The sequence below is a fragment of the Allocoleopsis sp. genome (assembly GCF_036703385.1).
Taxonomy (GTDB): Bacteria; Cyanobacteriota; Cyanobacteriia; order Cyanobacteriales; family Coleofasciculaceae; genus Allocoleopsis.
Genome location: NZ_DATNPA010000742.1, coordinates 1 through 16039, shown reverse-complemented (window position 1 = coordinate 16039; position 16039 = coordinate 1). Strand labels below are relative to the sequence as shown.

The window sequence follows — 16039 nt, the reverse complement described above, 5'->3', positions numbered from 1 at the left end:
ACTTCTACTTCCACGAACTCTATCCGTCCCCCGTAGGCTTGAACAATGGGGGCTTCGGGTAGCGTTGACTGACTATAGCCCCCCCTTTGACGTAAATCTCCGGCTGAAGGGCTTAGATTAAATCCAGTGAATAGTCTTATCTCTCCTGCTCACTTTCTTTCTCTTCGTTAGGAGATTGGTAGCCCTGTTCGTAAGCAAAGCGAATCAGTTGAGCACGATTCTCTAGTCCTAGCTTATTGAGGATGCTGCTTAGATGAGTTTGAACGGTGCGAGGGCTGATAAATAAGCGATCGCTTATTTGTTTGTTGGTCAATCCTTGAATCACTTCCCAAAAGACTCGTTCTTCTGCGGGTGTCAAAGGTAACGGGCCGGGTGTTGTCACTTCCTCGGCAGTAGCTGCCGATATCTCCGAGAATTCAGGGAGTGAAGGAGGGGTTAATGACTGAGTCGCGCCTGAACCGAACGACAGCTGCATTAACCGGATAATCTCAGAATGGATACGGCGGGTTCGCTCTAGCTGCGCCTCAATTTTAGCGACTAACTCTCTAGGGTCAACGGGTTTGGTTAAATAATCATCCGCTCCGATCTCGTGACCATAAATTCGATCCTCTAGTTCTCCCTTCCCCGACAAAAAGATAAATGGCATCAGTTGACCGGAAGGAGTGGCCCGCAAGCGGCGACAAAATTCCAACCCGTCCATTTCTGTCATCATCACATCAGAGACTACCAAATCCGGTGGATTTTTGGCAAAAGCCACTAAAGCTTCAGCACCAGAACCCACTTGTTCCACTTGGTATCCCCGATTTTCAAGGTAACGAGTCAAGACCGTTCGCATCGTTCTATCGTCGTCAACGATTAAGATCTTTTTCATCGTTTTGCTGGAGCCACCTTCCATGCAAGAGTCTCGGTTCTTGGGTTACTGGCTCTATCTCCTAACTTTTTAAATTGGGGCGCTTTAGAGTAGTACTGAAATAAGCAATACATCATATTTGTTCTGTTTACCTGAATCCGAGTTCAGAAATTAGACTGTATCAGAAGGCAGGAGCAACCTAACGCTACAGGTTACTAAAGTTAGACTTTCTGCCTTAGGTCGAATTCAGGTTTATTTTGTCACTTGAGATCATAAGTTGCATTAGGACTATTTCGACGACTACTGAGATTGGGGTTATTGAGCAATAAGCCTCTGAGGTTCGCTGCTTCTAGCCTAACCGTTGGAAATTGCAAGCAGTAAGGGGAGTTTTCGCGCTAAAGCACCCTAATGAAAGAACCCAAATTAGGATAGCTAAGTTTCACGCTTCCCTACAGGATAAAGCTTGAGCCGAGCAAGACGATTTCTTGGTCTGAACCCATCGGTGAAGCCGATCACGGCAATAGAGTATCTCCGTTCATGCTGAGGCAAGGTAGCGTTATCGCTATGTTACTAAGAGCCATCGCCTCTGGCACAGCGATCCGCACCATAGCGTCAGAGCCAGCACATTGAGTGGTCTGTAGCACAGAGAGCCTTAGTGTCGCGGACGCCGCTTCATAAGTATCCCGAGGCTTTAGGGACGCCCTGGTTGACTTAACCCGGTTTGCGGTCAAGTGCCTAAGGTGTTCTATTACAGCATAATGGCTTATCTCATACGCTGCTCCAAGCTGTCCCCGCTTAGGTCAAGCTTTGATTGTCGTTGGCACTTGCTTTGAGGATAATCGACATCTGAATGGGTTAATTTTTGGCAAAATTAATGAAATCTATACAAAAATTAACCTTACGTCAGATGCAGTCTAAACACAGAGATGCTAACTTCTAACGAAGCTTGTAATTCCTTTAAAGGAAAAGACTGTCTGCCAAGTGGCGGCTAAAGTTCCTTTCAAGAGAGATCGCGTTGTTGTATCTGCAAAAAAGCTTAATTTAGCTACATCCACCTCAAAGGCTCTGGTAGCTTGCCTGCATAGGCTCTACCGATGCGAATCTCGACTCCAATAAACTGCTTTATGTACGAGAAAATAACTCCTCCGGATATCGGCTCTCGCATTACCTTCAAAGATGGTGAACCCATTGTTCCCGATAATCCGATTATTCCTTTCATTCGCGGCGATGGTACGGGTGTCGATATCTGGCCGGCGGCTCAAAAGGTATTCGATGCCGCTGTCCACGCCGCCTATGGTGGCAAGCGACAAATCAGCTGGTTTAAGATTTATGCCGGTGATGAAGCTTGCGACAGATACGGCACTTATCAATATTTACCCGAAGATACTCTTCAAGCGATTAAAGAATATGGCATTGCCATCAAAGGGCCATTAACCACCCCAATCGGGGGAGGAATTCGTTCCCTCAATGTTGCCCTGCGGCAGATTAATGACCTTTACGCCTGTGTGCGTCCCTGCAAGTATTACGCTGGAACACCCTCTCCCCACAAAACGCCTGAGAAACTCGATGTGATTATCTACCGGGAAAATACCGAGGATATCTATCTGGGAATTGAGTGGCGTCAAGGTAGCCTAATGGCTGAAAAACTGATTTCGTTACTTAATAATGAGCTGATTCCAGGCACACCCGAACACGGCAAAAAGCAAATTCCCCTTGACTCTGGAATTGGCATTAAACCCATTAGTAAAACGGGTTCCCAGCGTCTGGTGCGCCGCGCCATCCGGCACGCCCTGCGTTTACCCAAAGATAAGCAGCAGGTGACTTTGGTGCATAAGGGCAACATTATGAAGTACACCGAAGGAGCCTTTCGAGATTGGGGCTATGAGCTAGCCACGACCGAGTTTCGGGCTGAATGTGTGACGGAACGGGAATCCTGGATTCTCAGCAACAAGGAGCGAAATCCCGATATCACTTTGGAGGACAATGCTCGTCAGATTGAGCCGGGTTACGACGCCCTGACGCCAGAGAAGCAAGCTGAAGTGACGAGTGAGGTGGAAAGCGTTCTGAAGGCGATTTGGGACACTCACGGTAGCGGTCAGTGGAAAGAGAAAGTAATGGTCAATGACCGGATTGCTGACAGCATTTTCCAGCAAATCCAGACTCGACCTGATGAATACTCGATTCTCGCTACGATGAACCTAAATGGGGATTACCTATCCGATGCGGCGGCTGCGATCGTGGGCGGATTAGGTATGGGGCCAGGAGCCAATATTGGCGACACTTGTGCGATTTTTGAGGCCACTCACGGCACCGCACCTAAACATGCGGGCTTAGACCGGATAAATCCTGGCTCGGTTATCCTGTCGGGGGTGATGATGTTGGAGTTTATGGGTTGGCAGGAAGCGGCGGATCTGATTAAGAAGGGAATTGGAGATGCGATCGCCAATCGAGAAGTCACCTACGACTTAGCCCGGATGATGACTCCGCCTGTCGATCCCCCCCTGAAGTGTTCTGAGTTCGCGGATGCGATCATCAAGCACTTCCATTAGGGGAGTGGGAGTAACTCAGCTAACTCTGTAAAGTTTATTTAAGCCGAAGTTCTCCCCATCGGAGGACTTCGGAACCGAGTTTAAGGTTGTTTAGAAGGGCTGGGGTTTGGCGAATGCTGAATCTTCTCGATATACGAGAGCGTTTGTTGATAGGCCGCTGTATTCCCTTGATTACGAAAGAGTTTTGCGGCTTGCTGTAAATCGGTAAGCGCTCCTGACTTGTCTCTTTGTTGAGAACGGATAAGTCCTCGGTTGCCGTAGGCTTGAGCTAGGGTAGGCTCGAGCTGAATTACCTGATTGTAATCTGCGATCGCACCTTGTAGGTTTCCCAACTCGGAGCGGGTTACTGCCCGATTGTATAAGGCATCGACTAATTTGGGATCGAGTCGTACTGCGGAGTCAAAGTCCGCCAACGCTGCTTTTAGATCCCCCATTACCACACGAACATTCCCCAAATTGTTATAGGCATCAGCATGGTTTGGCTCGACCCGTAGTGCCAGATTAAAGTCGGCTATTGCACCCTGATAGTCTCCGAGTCCAAAACGGGCTAGACCCCGGTTGCAGTATGCTTCAATGACCTTGGGGTCTATCTTGAGGACTTGATTAAAGTCATTTATGGCACCTTGATAGTCTCCTCGCTGCGTTTTGTTCACACCCTGGTTGAATAAATCTACAGCATTTGTCTGGTTATTGAGTGTTTGTGGTGGTTGAGCCAAGACAATAATGGGTGTTTCACCCAGTACAATGACTAATCCTAGAAGCGCAACGGTTCTGTGAATGAGGCTCATGACTCTACAGGCTCCACACTTATAACAGTTGTATTCAAACTGCACGGAAAGTTGCCGACTACCTAATCGTAAATGCCCACTAGAAACAACCTCAGCCGGAAACACACATTACGGACTAGCAGACAACCAGCTTAAAAAGGTTTGCCATAGCAGCCAAACGTTTAAGCCAACAATGACCATAGTAACTAGCCAGCCTAAAGTTTTCAGCCAAAATGGATTGACAAAATCACCCATCAAGCGGCGATCTGAAGTAAACATCACTAAGGGAATTACTGCAAATGATAATTGTAAGCTTAAAATGACTTGACTGAAAACTAGTAAGCTACCTGTACTCTTTTCACCAAAGAAAATAATTGCAATTAATGCCGGAACAATAGCAATCAGTCGGGTGGCTAGACGACGTAACCAGGAAGGAAGGCGAAGCTGCAAAAAGCCTTCCATGACGATCTGCCCTGCTAAGGTTGCAGTTAGCGTTGAACTTTGCCCGGAAGCTAACAAAGCTAGTCCAAAAATAGTACTGGCAACACTAACCCCCAATAAGGGTGAAAGTAGTTTGTAAGCATCTTGTATTTCTGCCACATCCTGATAGCCGGAAAAATGAAATGTTGCGGCAGATACTATTAAAATTGCTGAATTGATAAACAGTGCTAACGACAAAGCCACAGTGGAATCAATGGTGCTAAACTTAATCGCTTCCCACCGGTTTTGGGTCGTGGGTTGCCAATCGCGGGTTTGCACAATTGAGGAGTGTAAATATAAATTATGTGGCATCACCGTTGCCCCCAAAATGCCGATAGCGATGTAGAGCATATCTGGGTTTTGTAAAATCTCTGGTTTGGGCATATACCCATACAAAATACCTGCTGCATCTGGTTGGGAGAAAAGAATTTCGGCTGTAAAACAAACTCCCACTGTTGCTACTAGGGTAATAACCAAAGCTTCCACATAGCGAAAGCCTTTACCTTGCAGGAATAACAACACAAGCACATCTAGTGCGGTAATACAGACGCCCCACACTAAGGGTATTCCAAAAAGGAGTTGCAGGGCGATCGCACTGCCCAAAAGTTCGGCGAGGTCACAAGCCGCGATCGCAATTTCGCAGAGTACCCATAAACAAAAGTTAACTCGTAGATTGAAATAGTCCCGACAAGCCTGTGCCAAATCTAGCCCTGTAGCTACACCCAAACGTACACATAGCGATTGCAGCAAAATCGCCATCAAATTCGAGAGCAGGATTACCGTCAACAGCCCATAGCCAAACTGAGCGCCTCCAGCAATGTCTGTTGCCCAGTTGCCAGGGTCCATATACCCCACCGATACGAGATAGCCAGGTCCTGCATAGACCAGCATTTTACGCCAGAAGCTTTTTACATTAGGGACTTTAATGCTGCGGTGGACTTCAGGCAGGCTTGGTCTACGAGCAGGATTTTCATTTTCTGAAAATGGCATTCGTTTTTGAATTTTATTTTTTCATATTTTTTTCATAATCATAAGACTTTTAAGGTGCGTCATCACCCTCAAGACATGTAAAGTTCAGTTGACAGACACTACAGCCTGTGAATGAATCAATGGCAACGCCAGCCAGTACCACACCAACAGACACCAGAGTAGCAGCTGCCATGTGCAGGACTAAAGGCTCAGGTGAGACTTCTAAAAAGTAGGCAGACTCTTAATTTAGTTCAACAACGCTTCCTATCGTGCTGTTCTATATAACAAGAATCCTCCTGTTCCTACACCAAAGACATTGGGCAACCAGGCCGCCATGATGGGAGAGAGAACATTAGATAAACCTAATGCCTCACAGATAAAGTTCAGTAAGTAGTAGGAAAAAATAATAATAATACTGATACCAAAGCTTGTAGCCCTACCCGTGCGTTGAGGTCGGGTTCCCAAAACTGCACCGATTAGTCCAAAGACCAGGCAAACAAAGGGAAAAGCAAGTTTTTGTTGAACCCGTAAATCGAGCTTACGGAGTTTCTTGGCATCGCCACTCACTCTCACAATTTCCTTATAATCATGAATTTGGGCAATGTTCATCTCAGCGGAGTCACGGTCTTTTCCAGCAAAATCGAGAGGGGATTTGGGCAGTTTCAGCTGTTGATTTTCAAATCGCACAATATTGCGGTATGAAGCATCGGGAGAAATGACATAAATAGTTCCATTGAAGAAATCCCAGGTATTTTGAGCTGGGTTCCAAATGGCAGATTCAGCGGTTACGATTTGATTCAGACTCTGCTGAGACCAGTCTAGGATAGTCAATCCTTTCATGCGTTCGCCGTCAAATTGATTCGCGTAAAATAAGCGCCTGAGCGCCCGGATTTTTTGACCATCAGGTTGTGTAACCTCTCCATATTCGGGATAGAAAATGTTGCTTTCTTGAAAGGATGGCTTCTCTTGTTTCAGGGCTTTTTCCATAGTGGCGGAGGCTTGGTGATTGGCGGCGGGGACAACCAACTCATTAAATAAAAAGGTCATTCCTGTGACAACCAAACTCAAAACCACCGCAGGCGCAACAATTCGGTAGAGACTAACACCACAGCCACGCAGGGCAATCAACTCGCTATCACCGCTGAAGCGAGCGAATGTCATCATCGCAGCCAGAAGGGTAGACATGGGAAAAGCATAGGAGATAAATAAGGGCATTTTCAACATCAGCACTTGAACCGCAATGCCTATGGGCAGTCCCGCATCCGTTATTTTCCGCACCAAATCGAATAGGGTACCGATCGCAACACCAACTGAGGAAAAGGCACCAACCCCAAACAGAAATGGCGGTATGAGTTCCGTAATGATGTACCGATCCATGACTGATAGGCCAGGGATGAGGGAATAAACAAATTGATTTGTACCTAATTTCATTGCAGTCAGTAGTTAACCTTCACATTTACAGATTTTGACAAACTCCTCTCACTGAGCCAGCACTCTCGCAGACAGCAGACTCTGCCTTTGAAGATGTATCCATCTACTGACAGCTACAACGAGGGACTGGTGGTTTGACGATGGTTGTACTCAGTTTGAGTCAGCGAATCATCAGGCATACTCTAGCTGAGAAGCCCTGTATTGTGAAAGTTAACTCTACTGTCAACCGCGCCAGCGCAACACCTGTTCTTTAACGGGGTTGACAAAGGGGCGTTTTTCTGATAAAGAACGGGCAAACTCCGCCTTCAACTGGTAGTACCAACGTGCCTGGGTGTCGGCGTCCTTAATCAGCATCAGGCTTGGGTTGTATTTTAATCCCATCTGCTGCTTGAGTAAAACCTGACGATCCTGGTTGAGAAATCCTCGCACCACAGGCCGTAAGAAAGGCTTCAGGGGTGTCAGCCAAGGCATAGTCCAATAGGCGACAAAATGAATTTCTGTCTCCGTTTCCGAAATTGGGGTCACCGTTGTCAGGTTGCACAGCGTGTGACGATCCGTGCTCACGTGCTCGATTCGCACGCTGGGCAGACGAAAGGAGATCTCGGTTTCGGGTACGCCACCGACCAGCAAATAAGCCTTCGGTACGTTCAAAATCTTGTGCCGCCGCATTGTAAACCCGTAAGGCGACGGATCGAACTGTTTAACTTCTTCATAAAGCGAGCGCGGCGAGCGCCACCACCAGGCACGATGTACGAACGCTGAGTGAGCCGGGTCTACTAACCCAACCACGGCATGATCCACAAAGCACGGCAGCTTGACCGTTTCCGCCAACTGATAGGCCTGGTCGCCAAAGTAGGGAACCATTGGAATATCGATATCAGATGGACTGGCATCTGCTTTATCGTCCGCTGCCATGTAAATCCAAATGTTTCCTTGAACCTCGCGCACCGGATATTGCTTAACCCGGAAGCGGCTAAAATCGAAGTCTTGACTTTCGAGGAGGGAAGGGATAACCGTGCAACGTCCAGTCGAATCGAAGCGCCACCCGTGGTAACAGCATTCTATTTCTTGCCCGTCGAACCCCCCACAGCTGAGCGGTATCCCTCGATGGGGACAAATGTCTCGCAAGGCAAAAGGTTGACCAGTAAGGGTGCGACCCAGCAGCACGGGTTCACTCAGTAAGTTTTTTGCGATCGTCGCTCCAGGTTTGAGCTGACCGCCTGGTAGCGCGTAGTACCAAAGGTTGCGTAAGAAAAAGTTCTTGTTTTCCGTCACAGTCACCCTGTTTTTAGAAGGCTTGTTTGGTGTATCAAATCGAATCCGTGGGTATGGCAATAGTCGGTTTTTTTAACGCAGAGTCGCGCAGAGGGTCGCGCAGAGAGTCGCACAGTTTTTGGGCAAGATGTCTGTTAATTGGGATGCAAACGGAAATGATACCAGAGGACTCAGGCAAATTTTCGGACTTACGCGTCAGATGCCATAAGGTCGAGGATAGGGCTTTAGCAGGGTCTTAGCTTGAGAAACATGAATGACTTCAATCACGCCACCCCCTCGTCGAATCGGTACTGTTCCAATCTCCTGTAGATTCTTGAAGTAATCGCGATACCGATCGGTTAATTCTTTTTTTTGATAAAAGCGGTCAAGAGTAATGTACAGTGCATCTTGCCCCAGCCATTGCTCGGATTTTGACCAGAACGCAAAGCCACGCATATCCGGAGCAAAGCATGTAATCGGTGTGTGAGCCAGCGGGGTAAGTGCCATCGCAATTTGACCCGCTAGGTAGTAGCCGTTGGTAAAGATAAAGCCAGAGTCATGTAAAGCTTTAGTGAGAAGGGGAGATTCCGCAAAGCCTCGCCGCAGTTGCTGAATATCAATCAGTTCTGTAGAGGGGTCATCTTGAGGCTGCCAAAATCCTCCCATGACAGCATATCGGCTCCCACTTTGCAGCGTGCCTGTTGCCACATGAAGCAGTGCCAGCAGTAAACAGGTGCCGATAAAAAACCCTGAACCTTTTAGCCATCGCCGTACCCAACGCCGGGATTGTTGCTGCCAGATGACGGCTTGTTCTCCTAGCAACAAGGTTAGACTCCAAAACCCTGGCATTGGCCAAGTTGGCAAAATTTGCTGATACCCTCCCATCAGGGTAAATCCCAAGGTTAGGGGTAAGGACACCCATAAAATGAGCAACTGCTTTTGCTGAAAATCGCTTTGTTCAGGCCATGACTTTTTAGAAAAAAGTTGCCGGATTTGAGCCTGTATTGAGCGCAAAGTTACCCACCAAAGTGGCAATCCGAAGGTTGGGAATAAGTAAGCTACCCCAGAGAGAAAAACGATGCCTACCTTCAACAGGCTGAATTCACGATGAGGTACCCCGCGATTTAATTGAAACCGAAACGATACCCAATCATGCTGTATATTCCAAAACCAAATGGGGAAGATGGTAACAATCAATAAGCCTACTCCCAGCCATGCCCAAGGTGACAGGAGTGCAGAGCGATACCGTGAACTGGTTAGACAGAAACCAACAAATCCAAAGCCCAAAACAAACCCATGATACTTGCCAAGGCAGGCTAAACCCACCAAGACACCGAGAATGGCTAGGCGATAACTGGGTTGGTATGGAATTGAGGGTTGAGATTCATCTATGTCTAACCCACTGTAGTTTTGGGAAGGTGTCGGTTGCCTAAAAAATTCCTGAGCAGCACAGTATAAACTGGCTGTCCAAAAAAACATTAGGGGGACATCAGGTAGGGTGAGGATGCCAAACGCAACTTGAAAGATTGGAACGAGGGTTGCGATCGCTAAAGTCATTCTTGCTGCTTTTTCTGAGAACAGTTTGGCACTGGTCAGATACAGCAATATCAAGCTACCTGTATGTAAAATCAGCGTTCCCAGGCGGATTGTAAATTGGGAAACGTCTCCGGTCAACCAAGGGCCGAAACCCGTGAGCAGCGCCACTAAAACGGGATGATCGAAATAGCTCCAGTCTAGATGGATACTGTAAAGATAATAGTAGGCTTCATCAAAGCCAGGGTACAGCCAGAAGGCAACAAAGCCTCGAAATAGCAGTCCCCCCAACAGCCACCAGAGTACGGATTGATTGGTTTTTTGAGCCAACCATTTCTGAAGCGTCTGCATTAAACAATCCTTGCCCTCGGTACACGAACTAACTGATACATTCCAGCGTTACGGATTGGTTGATACTGGTTAGGCTGCAATCCGGTTTTTTCTAAAGATTCACGCGTAGCAATCAACAGGACAGAACCCGTATTCGATTCTTTTTCGACGTTCTTGAGCTGCACAAGGGCTTTAGTCGAGTCATGCACAAACGTCACATGCCGTTGGGTATAGAAAACCAAAGTGGGCTTTTCAAATCCATCCGTAATCATCACGAGTTTTTCACCCTGTTCTTGCACCTGCATCACAGATTCAGCTATTTGGCGCAGAGGGAGTTGGCGTTCGCTATCGATAATGCCTGAGGCCGGTATGATCACAAACATTAAGAAGGCAACAAAGCCTAAAAAGCTAACACCCCAGAGCCAGTAGGCTTGACGGCGTAGTAGAAAAGCGGTTCCAGCGAGCGCACTGGCTCCCCAAATTACAGCCCCCACAACATTTAAACGGTATTGGTCAATTAATACTCCCAGATTCGGCATGGAGGAGTCATCATTCAGCCAATGAGGACAGTAGTAACTCGCCCCTGCTAAGGTGAGAAAAATTACAATACTAAAAATGCTGGTTAGCTTGAGGCTGAAGACAGGCGTCCCCGTCTGTTCCACAGTGTGCTGGAAAATTTGCCCTTGGGCGATCTGATCACTCCACCACAACGCCACCAGAATTGCAGCGGCTGGCATTAAGGGCAGAGTGTAGCTGAAATATTTGGTGGCGGCGACGGTGAAAAACCCCAAGACGATCGCAAACCAAAATAGGGTAAATAAGCCAAGGTGGGTAGAGCGGGGTGACTTTTGCCAACGTTGTCGCTGGAGAACTTTAATTTGTGCGATCGCGGCTGGCAGAGCAACAGTCCAAGGGGTAAAGCCCACTAACATGACCAAGATTTGCTGGTACCAAGGCCCCCCATGTTGATTGACAACACTTGTGAAACGTTCAAAATTGTGGTAACCAAAAAACGAATCAATATAAGCTTCGCCGTTACGCAACGTCACCAGAATAAACCAGGGTACGGCGATCGCTAGAAAAATTAAACCACCTCGCACTACGCGCATTTCCTCAAGCACTTCCCTGAGTCTGCCCACATAAAGCAGAAAAGCAGCGATAATCAATCCTGGCAGGACAATACCGACAGGCCCCTTGGTTAAAACCGCCAAAGCACTCAGGACGTAGAATGCTAGATACCAACGTTCCTGAACTTTCCGTTGTTCGGGTTGAGCATAGCCCAGAAAGAAAGCTAAGAGCGCTCCTCCGAAACAGAAACTCAGTAACATATCGGAGTAGCCTGTACGCCCAAAGAATAAGGTTAGGGGGTTTAAGGCTACCATAGCGGCTCCCAAGCTGGCGACGAGCCAGGATTGCCATTGAGATTGGGAATTAGAATTGGAAATTTCTGCTGTCCCCGGTTTCCAGGACTCTATAGAACTGCCAAAATACCGTAGGGTGTAGAAGCAAAAACCGGTTAGGGCTAATCCGGCGAGTGCTGAAGGGAGTCGGGCGGCAAACTCGTTGACGCCAAAGGTGAGAAAAGCGATCGCCTGACACCAGTAGATTAATGGTGGCTTATCAAATCGAGTGACTCCGTTGAAGTAGGGAGTAATCCAATCCCCCGTTATCGTCATTTGTCGAGAGGCTTCAACAAACAGAGGCTCTGTTTCATCCAGTAAGCCAGTGTTGCCCAAGTTCCAAAAGAAAGCGACGAAGCTAATTAAGAGTATCCACCCAATTGACAGCACCCAAGCGCTGGATGGATGGCGCTCCCAGGTTTTCAAACCTCGTGTAATCAGGCGATCAAAACTGAATTTCATGGAATCTTGAGAATCAGAGGGTAAGTCTCACTATTAAGCCTGTAGACTACCAGGCACTGGACATAACATTTACCAGAGCAGTTTACTGCTTACTCGCCCAGCCCACAAATTTGCCAAGGCTAAGCTAATCGGCATTCAAGTTATAGGGTAAGAAGCTGGGGAGGCTAGGGGAATTGGGGGAGAAGAGGATGCAATTTAAATGCGCATAGCTTATCGCTGGAATTCATCGCCTAGGTAGTACTGTCGCACTAAGGGGTTGGCATAAAGTTCTTCAGTGCTGCCAGACGCTAAGATTTGTCCATCTCTCATAATGTAAGAGCGATCGGTAATGGCGAGGGTTTCTCGGACGTTGTGGTCGGTAATTAAAATACCCATCTGGCGATCGCGCAATCCCGCTACAATTTTTTGAATCTCTGCCACTGCGATCGGGTCAACTCCAGCAAAGGGTTCATCCAAAAACAAAAATTTTGGGCCTTCTACACCAGCCGCTAAGGATCGTGCCAGTTCTGTTCGACGCCGTTCTCCTCCCGAGACTTGGTTTCCCAGAGTATGGGCGACCTTTTCCAAGCGAAACTCTTGGAGCAAGTTCCGCAGTCGCCAGCGCCACTCCTGACGAGGCACCTTAGTTTGCTCTAGCACAAGTTTAATATTGTCCTGGACACTGAGATGACGGAAGATACTGGCTTCCTGGGCGAGATAGCCAATACCAAGATGCGCTCGCTCATTGATTGGCAGCGAGGTGATGTCCTCATTGTCTAGCCAAACAGTGCCTTGGTTGGGTTTTTCTAAACCGGTGGCGATGTAAAACGTTGTTGTCTTCCCCGCACCGTTGGGGCCGAGCAGCCCTACTATTTCCCCTTGGGCGACTGACAGGTTGACACGTTTGACAATTGACCGATTGCCATAAGATTTATGAATATTTTCGAGAACAATTTTCAATGATTTCACCTCTTGGGAGTTGAAGGTTATCTGGTTGAAGGTTATCTTTGCTTACTTTGAATGTTTAACGTTCTAACCTTCAACTTTCAAGGTTCTAACCTTCAACTCTTTCACCGCCCAGATGCTGGCTTACTAACGGGTGTCTTGAAGGTTGATTTGGGCTTCGGGGGAGTCACTGGGGGTGCTACCGGTGAGGTGGGGGATTCAGGGTCAGAAACAATGTAAGTGGATTCTACTTGCCGATTGCTCCTGGGCAGTGCGATAAAACGACCCTCATCAATCAAATAGGTGATGGTCTCGCCTCGCATACTATTGCCATTTTGCAAAACGTACACGTTGCCACTGAGGACAATGCGGCGTTCTCGATTAAAGAACTGGGCTTGGGCGGCGGTTGCTTGAATTTGTCGGGCTGGGTAGTCAATTTGTACGTTACCGCGCGCCGTGATCACTTCGGTAGTTCGGTCAGCTTCTTGGACATCGGAACGGATAGTGATGGCACGACCATCCCCGGTTTGTGCTTGGGCGTTTTGTAGGTGAGTTGGAATGGCGATCGCTCCGAGGCAGGTAGCCGGAAGCAATACAGCTAAACCTAAGCGTCGCCTTAAGTTGTCAGAGAGTCGAAGGGAAGGCTTCATAGGTTCTACAGGTAACTGAGGTCAAAGATTTTGATGCTGCTGTGCCTAGTTTACAGAAATCCAACAAGAAAACTCACGCCCTCTGCTTTAGTAGGATAAGGAGCGCTCCTGCCAGAAATGGCTGTAGCTCTCTTGACGACGAAATATTTTAGAAGTTTCTCAGCTAAGACGTTGAAGGTTGAAGGTTGAAGGTTGAAGGTTGAAAGATGAGCTGTCACCAGCAACGTGCTAGCCTGCTAACCTAGCCATCTACAACAACTGTATTAGGACTCAACTCGCCAAATTCTCGGTAACCGAGCGATCGCTTCTTCACTGAACTCGTTAGCATCACCACTCGGCTCTGCTTCTAGATACTTGACAAAATCAGCCACTTGCTCTTGTCCCGATTTTTGTAATGCCTGCAAAAGTTCGGCACTCTGGATTATTAAACTCGTGACATCAATTCCTTCATAGTCGGGCTGGTAGTCTCTGAGGCGTCCCATTCCCTCACCTAGCAAAATCACAGCACCGCGCCAGTTGAGATTGAGTAAGTGATGGCAGGCAACAGCAATTTGCAAAACCCCTTGGTAAAAGCGTTTTTGCGGCTCAACAGCTTCTATCCACAATGCTTCTAAGGAGTCGTGACAGGCGTAATACTCCTGCTGGTTAAATTGCTCAACACCCTGCCAAAATTCGTCAGGCGGTGCAACAGGTACCATTGGATTTAGATGGAAGGATTTTGGATTGGCGATCGCCTAGACGACCTCCCCTGGAGTTATGTATCCAGGGGGTTGAGCCTATACAGAGAGTTAGGCCATGCTTTCTCGCACTGCGTAAATTTCTTCCATGCTAATATCCTGCCTGTCACCGGCAAAGTCGTTATCCGGAGTCAAGAACAGCATACAGTGGCAGTCTTTGCGTTCCCGCATGGGAATACAAGGACAGTTCCAATAGGCGGCTTTCACTTCGGCTTGTTTGTCCTCATAGTGACGGCAGGGACACAAAGGAGAGCCAAGATCATCTTTGTTTTTGGCGAGTCCTTCAATCACCACAGCCGTCACGGAAGGGTCAACGCAAAAGTAAGTACCAGTACGCTTAGCGTAGGTTTCAGAAAAATGCCTCATTGCATCCAAGTTTTTATCACTGGAGAGATTATTGGCTGGTGAAGTGTTCATTGAGTCAGGTTCGGCAGGTAAACAATTTTTTTGCATTGTAACGTACTGCTTTTACCGAAAAGACTGGGTTTAAAGCTCCGTCCTTCCAGGACGGCTTTCTTTTAGAGCAGATAAAACGAGTCAGGTTAGTACGTCGGGCTGATGGCTACTACGTTCAGTTCTTGGTGAGTACTGAGAATAAAGTAGATGTAGAGCTAACAGGAAAGATGATCGGCTTGGATGTAGGCGTCAAAGAGTTCTACACCGATAGCAACGGTCACACTGAGCCTAACCCTAGGTTTTATCGGAAGGGCGAGAAGCGCTTAAAGTTTAAACAACGGCGTGTTTCTCGCAAGAAAAAAGGCTCTGGCAACCGTAGAAAAGCCATTAGCAGCGTCGGGCGAGTACACCTCAAGATAAGTGGGGCGCTAACGCGCACGCTTCGCGATTGGCAACGTGAAGAACATGCCAAGAGAGTGGCACGTTGCGTAATCCAATCTAACGATTTGGTCGCTTACGACGTTAGAAACGAGGGGGGGAGAATCTGCTCAAAGTCTCCCTGACTTTCAAAAGCGTAGCATCCTCTGGTTTCCCCCTTGTTAAGGGGGACGGAAGGGGGATCTCCTGGATAAGAATTTCATTTCACTCAAGTGGACTTGAGCTATGACGCAAGAGTTTAAACTCTGGGCGGGTTATGAGGTTGCTTGAGACTGGTGCAAGCTCTCCGTTTAAATACGGATAGTTGTCGCCATCGGAAAAATTTTTCCGTATTTATCCCATAGCGAAGCACGCCGCTGTTCTGAATACTGAGAGCAGGAATTTACCAGGACATCTAATCATGCAAGCCACACGAGTACAAACAGGACAACTACCAAAACTGCTTCACGTTCAAACAAATACTTATATTGATTTACCGCTAAATCTTTCTGTTATTCATATTGGCAAGCCAAATGACCGCATCCCCCCTGATATTGATGTTTCAAATTTTCTTAATTCTGAGGTTGTTTCAAGAATTCACGCCCATATCTTGGTTCAGGGAAATACTTACTTTATTGAAGATTTGGGGAGTGCTAACGGAACCTATCTCAATGAATCACTTTTAAGACCTCTAACTCAGCATCAGCTAAGGTTAGGAGACAGGATAGACCTCGGCAAAGACAACCAGGTAACCTTTTTGTTTCAACTCTCGAAGAACATTCCTCCTGTTACCAGCAATGCAGAAAAGGAAGAAGCAGAGCATGTGGCTCTTTTTACCAAGTTTCTGGGATTAGCACTAATGCTTGGAGGTCTCGCATTTTTGAGTTCCA

At 47.5% G+C, this 16039-nt stretch carries 13 protein-coding genes and 2 pseudogenes; 3 read left to right on the top strand and 12 right to left on the bottom strand.

Features of this window, described 5'->3' with window-relative positions; genetic code table 11:
* A pseudogene (locus V6C93_RS38640) lies at positions 1–112 on the bottom strand (D-glycero-beta-D-manno-heptose 1-phosphate adenylyltransferase); the annotation flags it as partial.
* A 24-nt stretch (positions 113–136) separates the two neighbouring features.
* Entirely contained in the window at positions 137–871 is a 735-nt protein-coding gene (locus V6C93_RS35035; protein WP_333481315.1) for a response regulator transcription factor, read from the bottom strand.
* 1103 nt (positions 872–1974) lie between these two features.
* Here V6C93_RS35035 and V6C93_RS35030 point away from each other — a divergent pair.
* On the top strand, positions 1975–3399 hold the full coding sequence (locus tag V6C93_RS35030; RefSeq protein WP_333481314.1) for an NADP-dependent isocitrate dehydrogenase: 1425 nt from the start codon (positions 1975–1977) through the stop codon (positions 3397–3399).
* 80 nt (positions 3400–3479) lie between these two features.
* On the opposite strand, the gene V6C93_RS35025 is transcribed toward V6C93_RS35030, so the two are convergent.
* The 10 genes from V6C93_RS35025 to V6C93_RS34980 form a co-directional block, all read right to left on the bottom strand.
* Entirely contained in the window at positions 3480–4187 is a 708-nt protein-coding gene (locus V6C93_RS35025; RefSeq protein ID WP_333481313.1) for a tetratricopeptide repeat protein, read from the bottom strand.
* 108 nt (positions 4188–4295) lie between these two features.
* Complete coding sequence (locus tag V6C93_RS35020; protein ID WP_333481312.1) at positions 4296–5636, bottom strand: Nramp family divalent metal transporter; 1341 nt, start codon at positions 5634–5636, stop codon at positions 4296–4298.
* Positions 5637–5879: 243 nt separating this feature from the next.
* A complete protein-coding gene (locus V6C93_RS35015; RefSeq protein ID WP_333481311.1) occupies positions 5880–7046 on the bottom strand; it encodes an LptF/LptG family permease in 1167 nt (388 codons plus the stop codon).
* Between the two features lie 222 nt (positions 7047–7268).
* Entirely contained in the window at positions 7269–8321 is a 1053-nt protein-coding gene (locus V6C93_RS35010; RefSeq protein ID WP_333481310.1) for an aromatic ring-hydroxylating dioxygenase subunit alpha, read from the bottom strand.
* A 195-nt stretch (positions 8322–8516) separates the two neighbouring features.
* Positions 8517–10184 (bottom strand): ArnT family glycosyltransferase, encoded by a 1668-nt coding sequence (locus V6C93_RS35005; RefSeq protein ID WP_333481309.1) that lies wholly within the window; start codon positions 10182–10184, stop codon positions 8517–8519.
* Positions 10184–12025, bottom strand: coding sequence for a glycosyltransferase family 39 protein (locus V6C93_RS35000; protein WP_333481308.1), 1842 nt, complete (start codon positions 12023–12025; stop codon positions 10184–10186). Before V6C93_RS35000 ends, V6C93_RS35005 begins: the two co-directional genes overlap by 1 nt.
* 210 nt (positions 12026–12235) lie before the next feature.
* Positions 12236–12964, bottom strand: a complete 729-nt coding sequence (lptB, locus tag V6C93_RS34995) for an LPS export ABC transporter ATP-binding protein (protein ID WP_349262936.1) — start codon at positions 12962–12964, stop codon at positions 12236–12238.
* 110 nt (positions 12965–13074) lie between these two features.
* Positions 13075–13599, bottom strand: coding sequence for an LptA/OstA family protein (locus V6C93_RS34990; RefSeq protein ID WP_333481306.1), 525 nt, complete (start codon positions 13597–13599; stop codon positions 13075–13077).
* Between the two features lie 263 nt (positions 13600–13862).
* The gene (locus tag V6C93_RS34985; protein ID WP_333481305.1) at positions 13863–14297 is read right to left on the bottom strand and encodes a DUF309 domain-containing protein; all 435 of its coding nucleotides are present in this window, start codon (positions 14295–14297) and stop codon (positions 13863–13865) included.
* A gap of 90 nt (positions 14298–14387) precedes the next feature.
* Positions 14388–14753, bottom strand: a complete 366-nt coding sequence (locus V6C93_RS34980) for a ferredoxin thioredoxin reductase catalytic beta subunit (protein ID WP_333481316.1) — start codon at positions 14751–14753, stop codon at positions 14388–14390.
* 95 nt (positions 14754–14848) lie between these two features.
* On the opposite strand from V6C93_RS34980, the pseudogene V6C93_RS34975 reads away from it, so the two are divergent.
* Positions 14849–15253: pseudogene (locus V6C93_RS34975) on the top strand (RNA-guided endonuclease InsQ/TnpB family protein); the annotation flags it as partial.
* A gap of 317 nt (positions 15254–15570) precedes the next feature.
* Positions 15571–16039 (top strand): FHA domain-containing protein (locus tag V6C93_RS34970; protein ID WP_333481303.1); only part of this gene is annotated, 469 nt, incomplete at its 3' end.

Bases quoted from the DNA above. Each gene is read 5' to 3' on its own strand.
- V6C93_RS35030 (WP_333481314.1), top strand. From the start codon at position 1,975: ATGTACGAGAAAATAACTCCTCCGGATATCGGCTCTCGCATTACCTTC.
- V6C93_RS35015 (WP_333481311.1), bottom strand. From the start codon at position 7,046: ATGAAATTAGGTACAAATCAATTTGTTTATTCCCTCATCCCTGGCCTA.
- V6C93_RS34985 (WP_333481305.1), bottom strand. From the start codon at position 14,297: ATGGTACCTGTTGCACCGCCTGACGAATTTTGGCAGGGTGTTGAGCAA.
- V6C93_RS35020 (WP_333481312.1), bottom strand. From the start codon at position 5,636: ATGCCATTTTCAGAAAATGAAAATCCTGCTCGTAGACCAAGCCTGCCT.
- V6C93_RS34980 (WP_333481316.1), bottom strand. From the start codon at position 14,753: ATGAACACTTCACCAGCCAATAATCTCTCCAGTGATAAAAACTTGGAT.
- V6C93_RS35000 (WP_333481308.1), bottom strand. From the start codon at position 12,025: ATGAAATTCAGTTTTGATCGCCTGATTACACGAGGTTTGAAAACCTGG.
- V6C93_RS34990 (WP_333481306.1), bottom strand. From the start codon at position 13,599: ATGAAGCCTTCCCTTCGACTCTCTGACAACTTAAGGCGACGCTTAGGT.
- V6C93_RS35005 (WP_333481309.1), bottom strand. From the start codon at position 10,184: ATGCAGACGCTTCAGAAATGGTTGGCTCAAAAAACCAATCAATCCGTA.
- V6C93_RS35025 (WP_333481313.1), bottom strand. From the start codon at position 4,187: ATGAGCCTCATTCACAGAACCGTTGCGCTTCTAGGATTAGTCATTGTA.
- V6C93_RS35035 (WP_333481315.1), bottom strand. From the start codon at position 871: ATGAAAAAGATCTTAATCGTTGACGACGATAGAACGATGCGAACGGTC.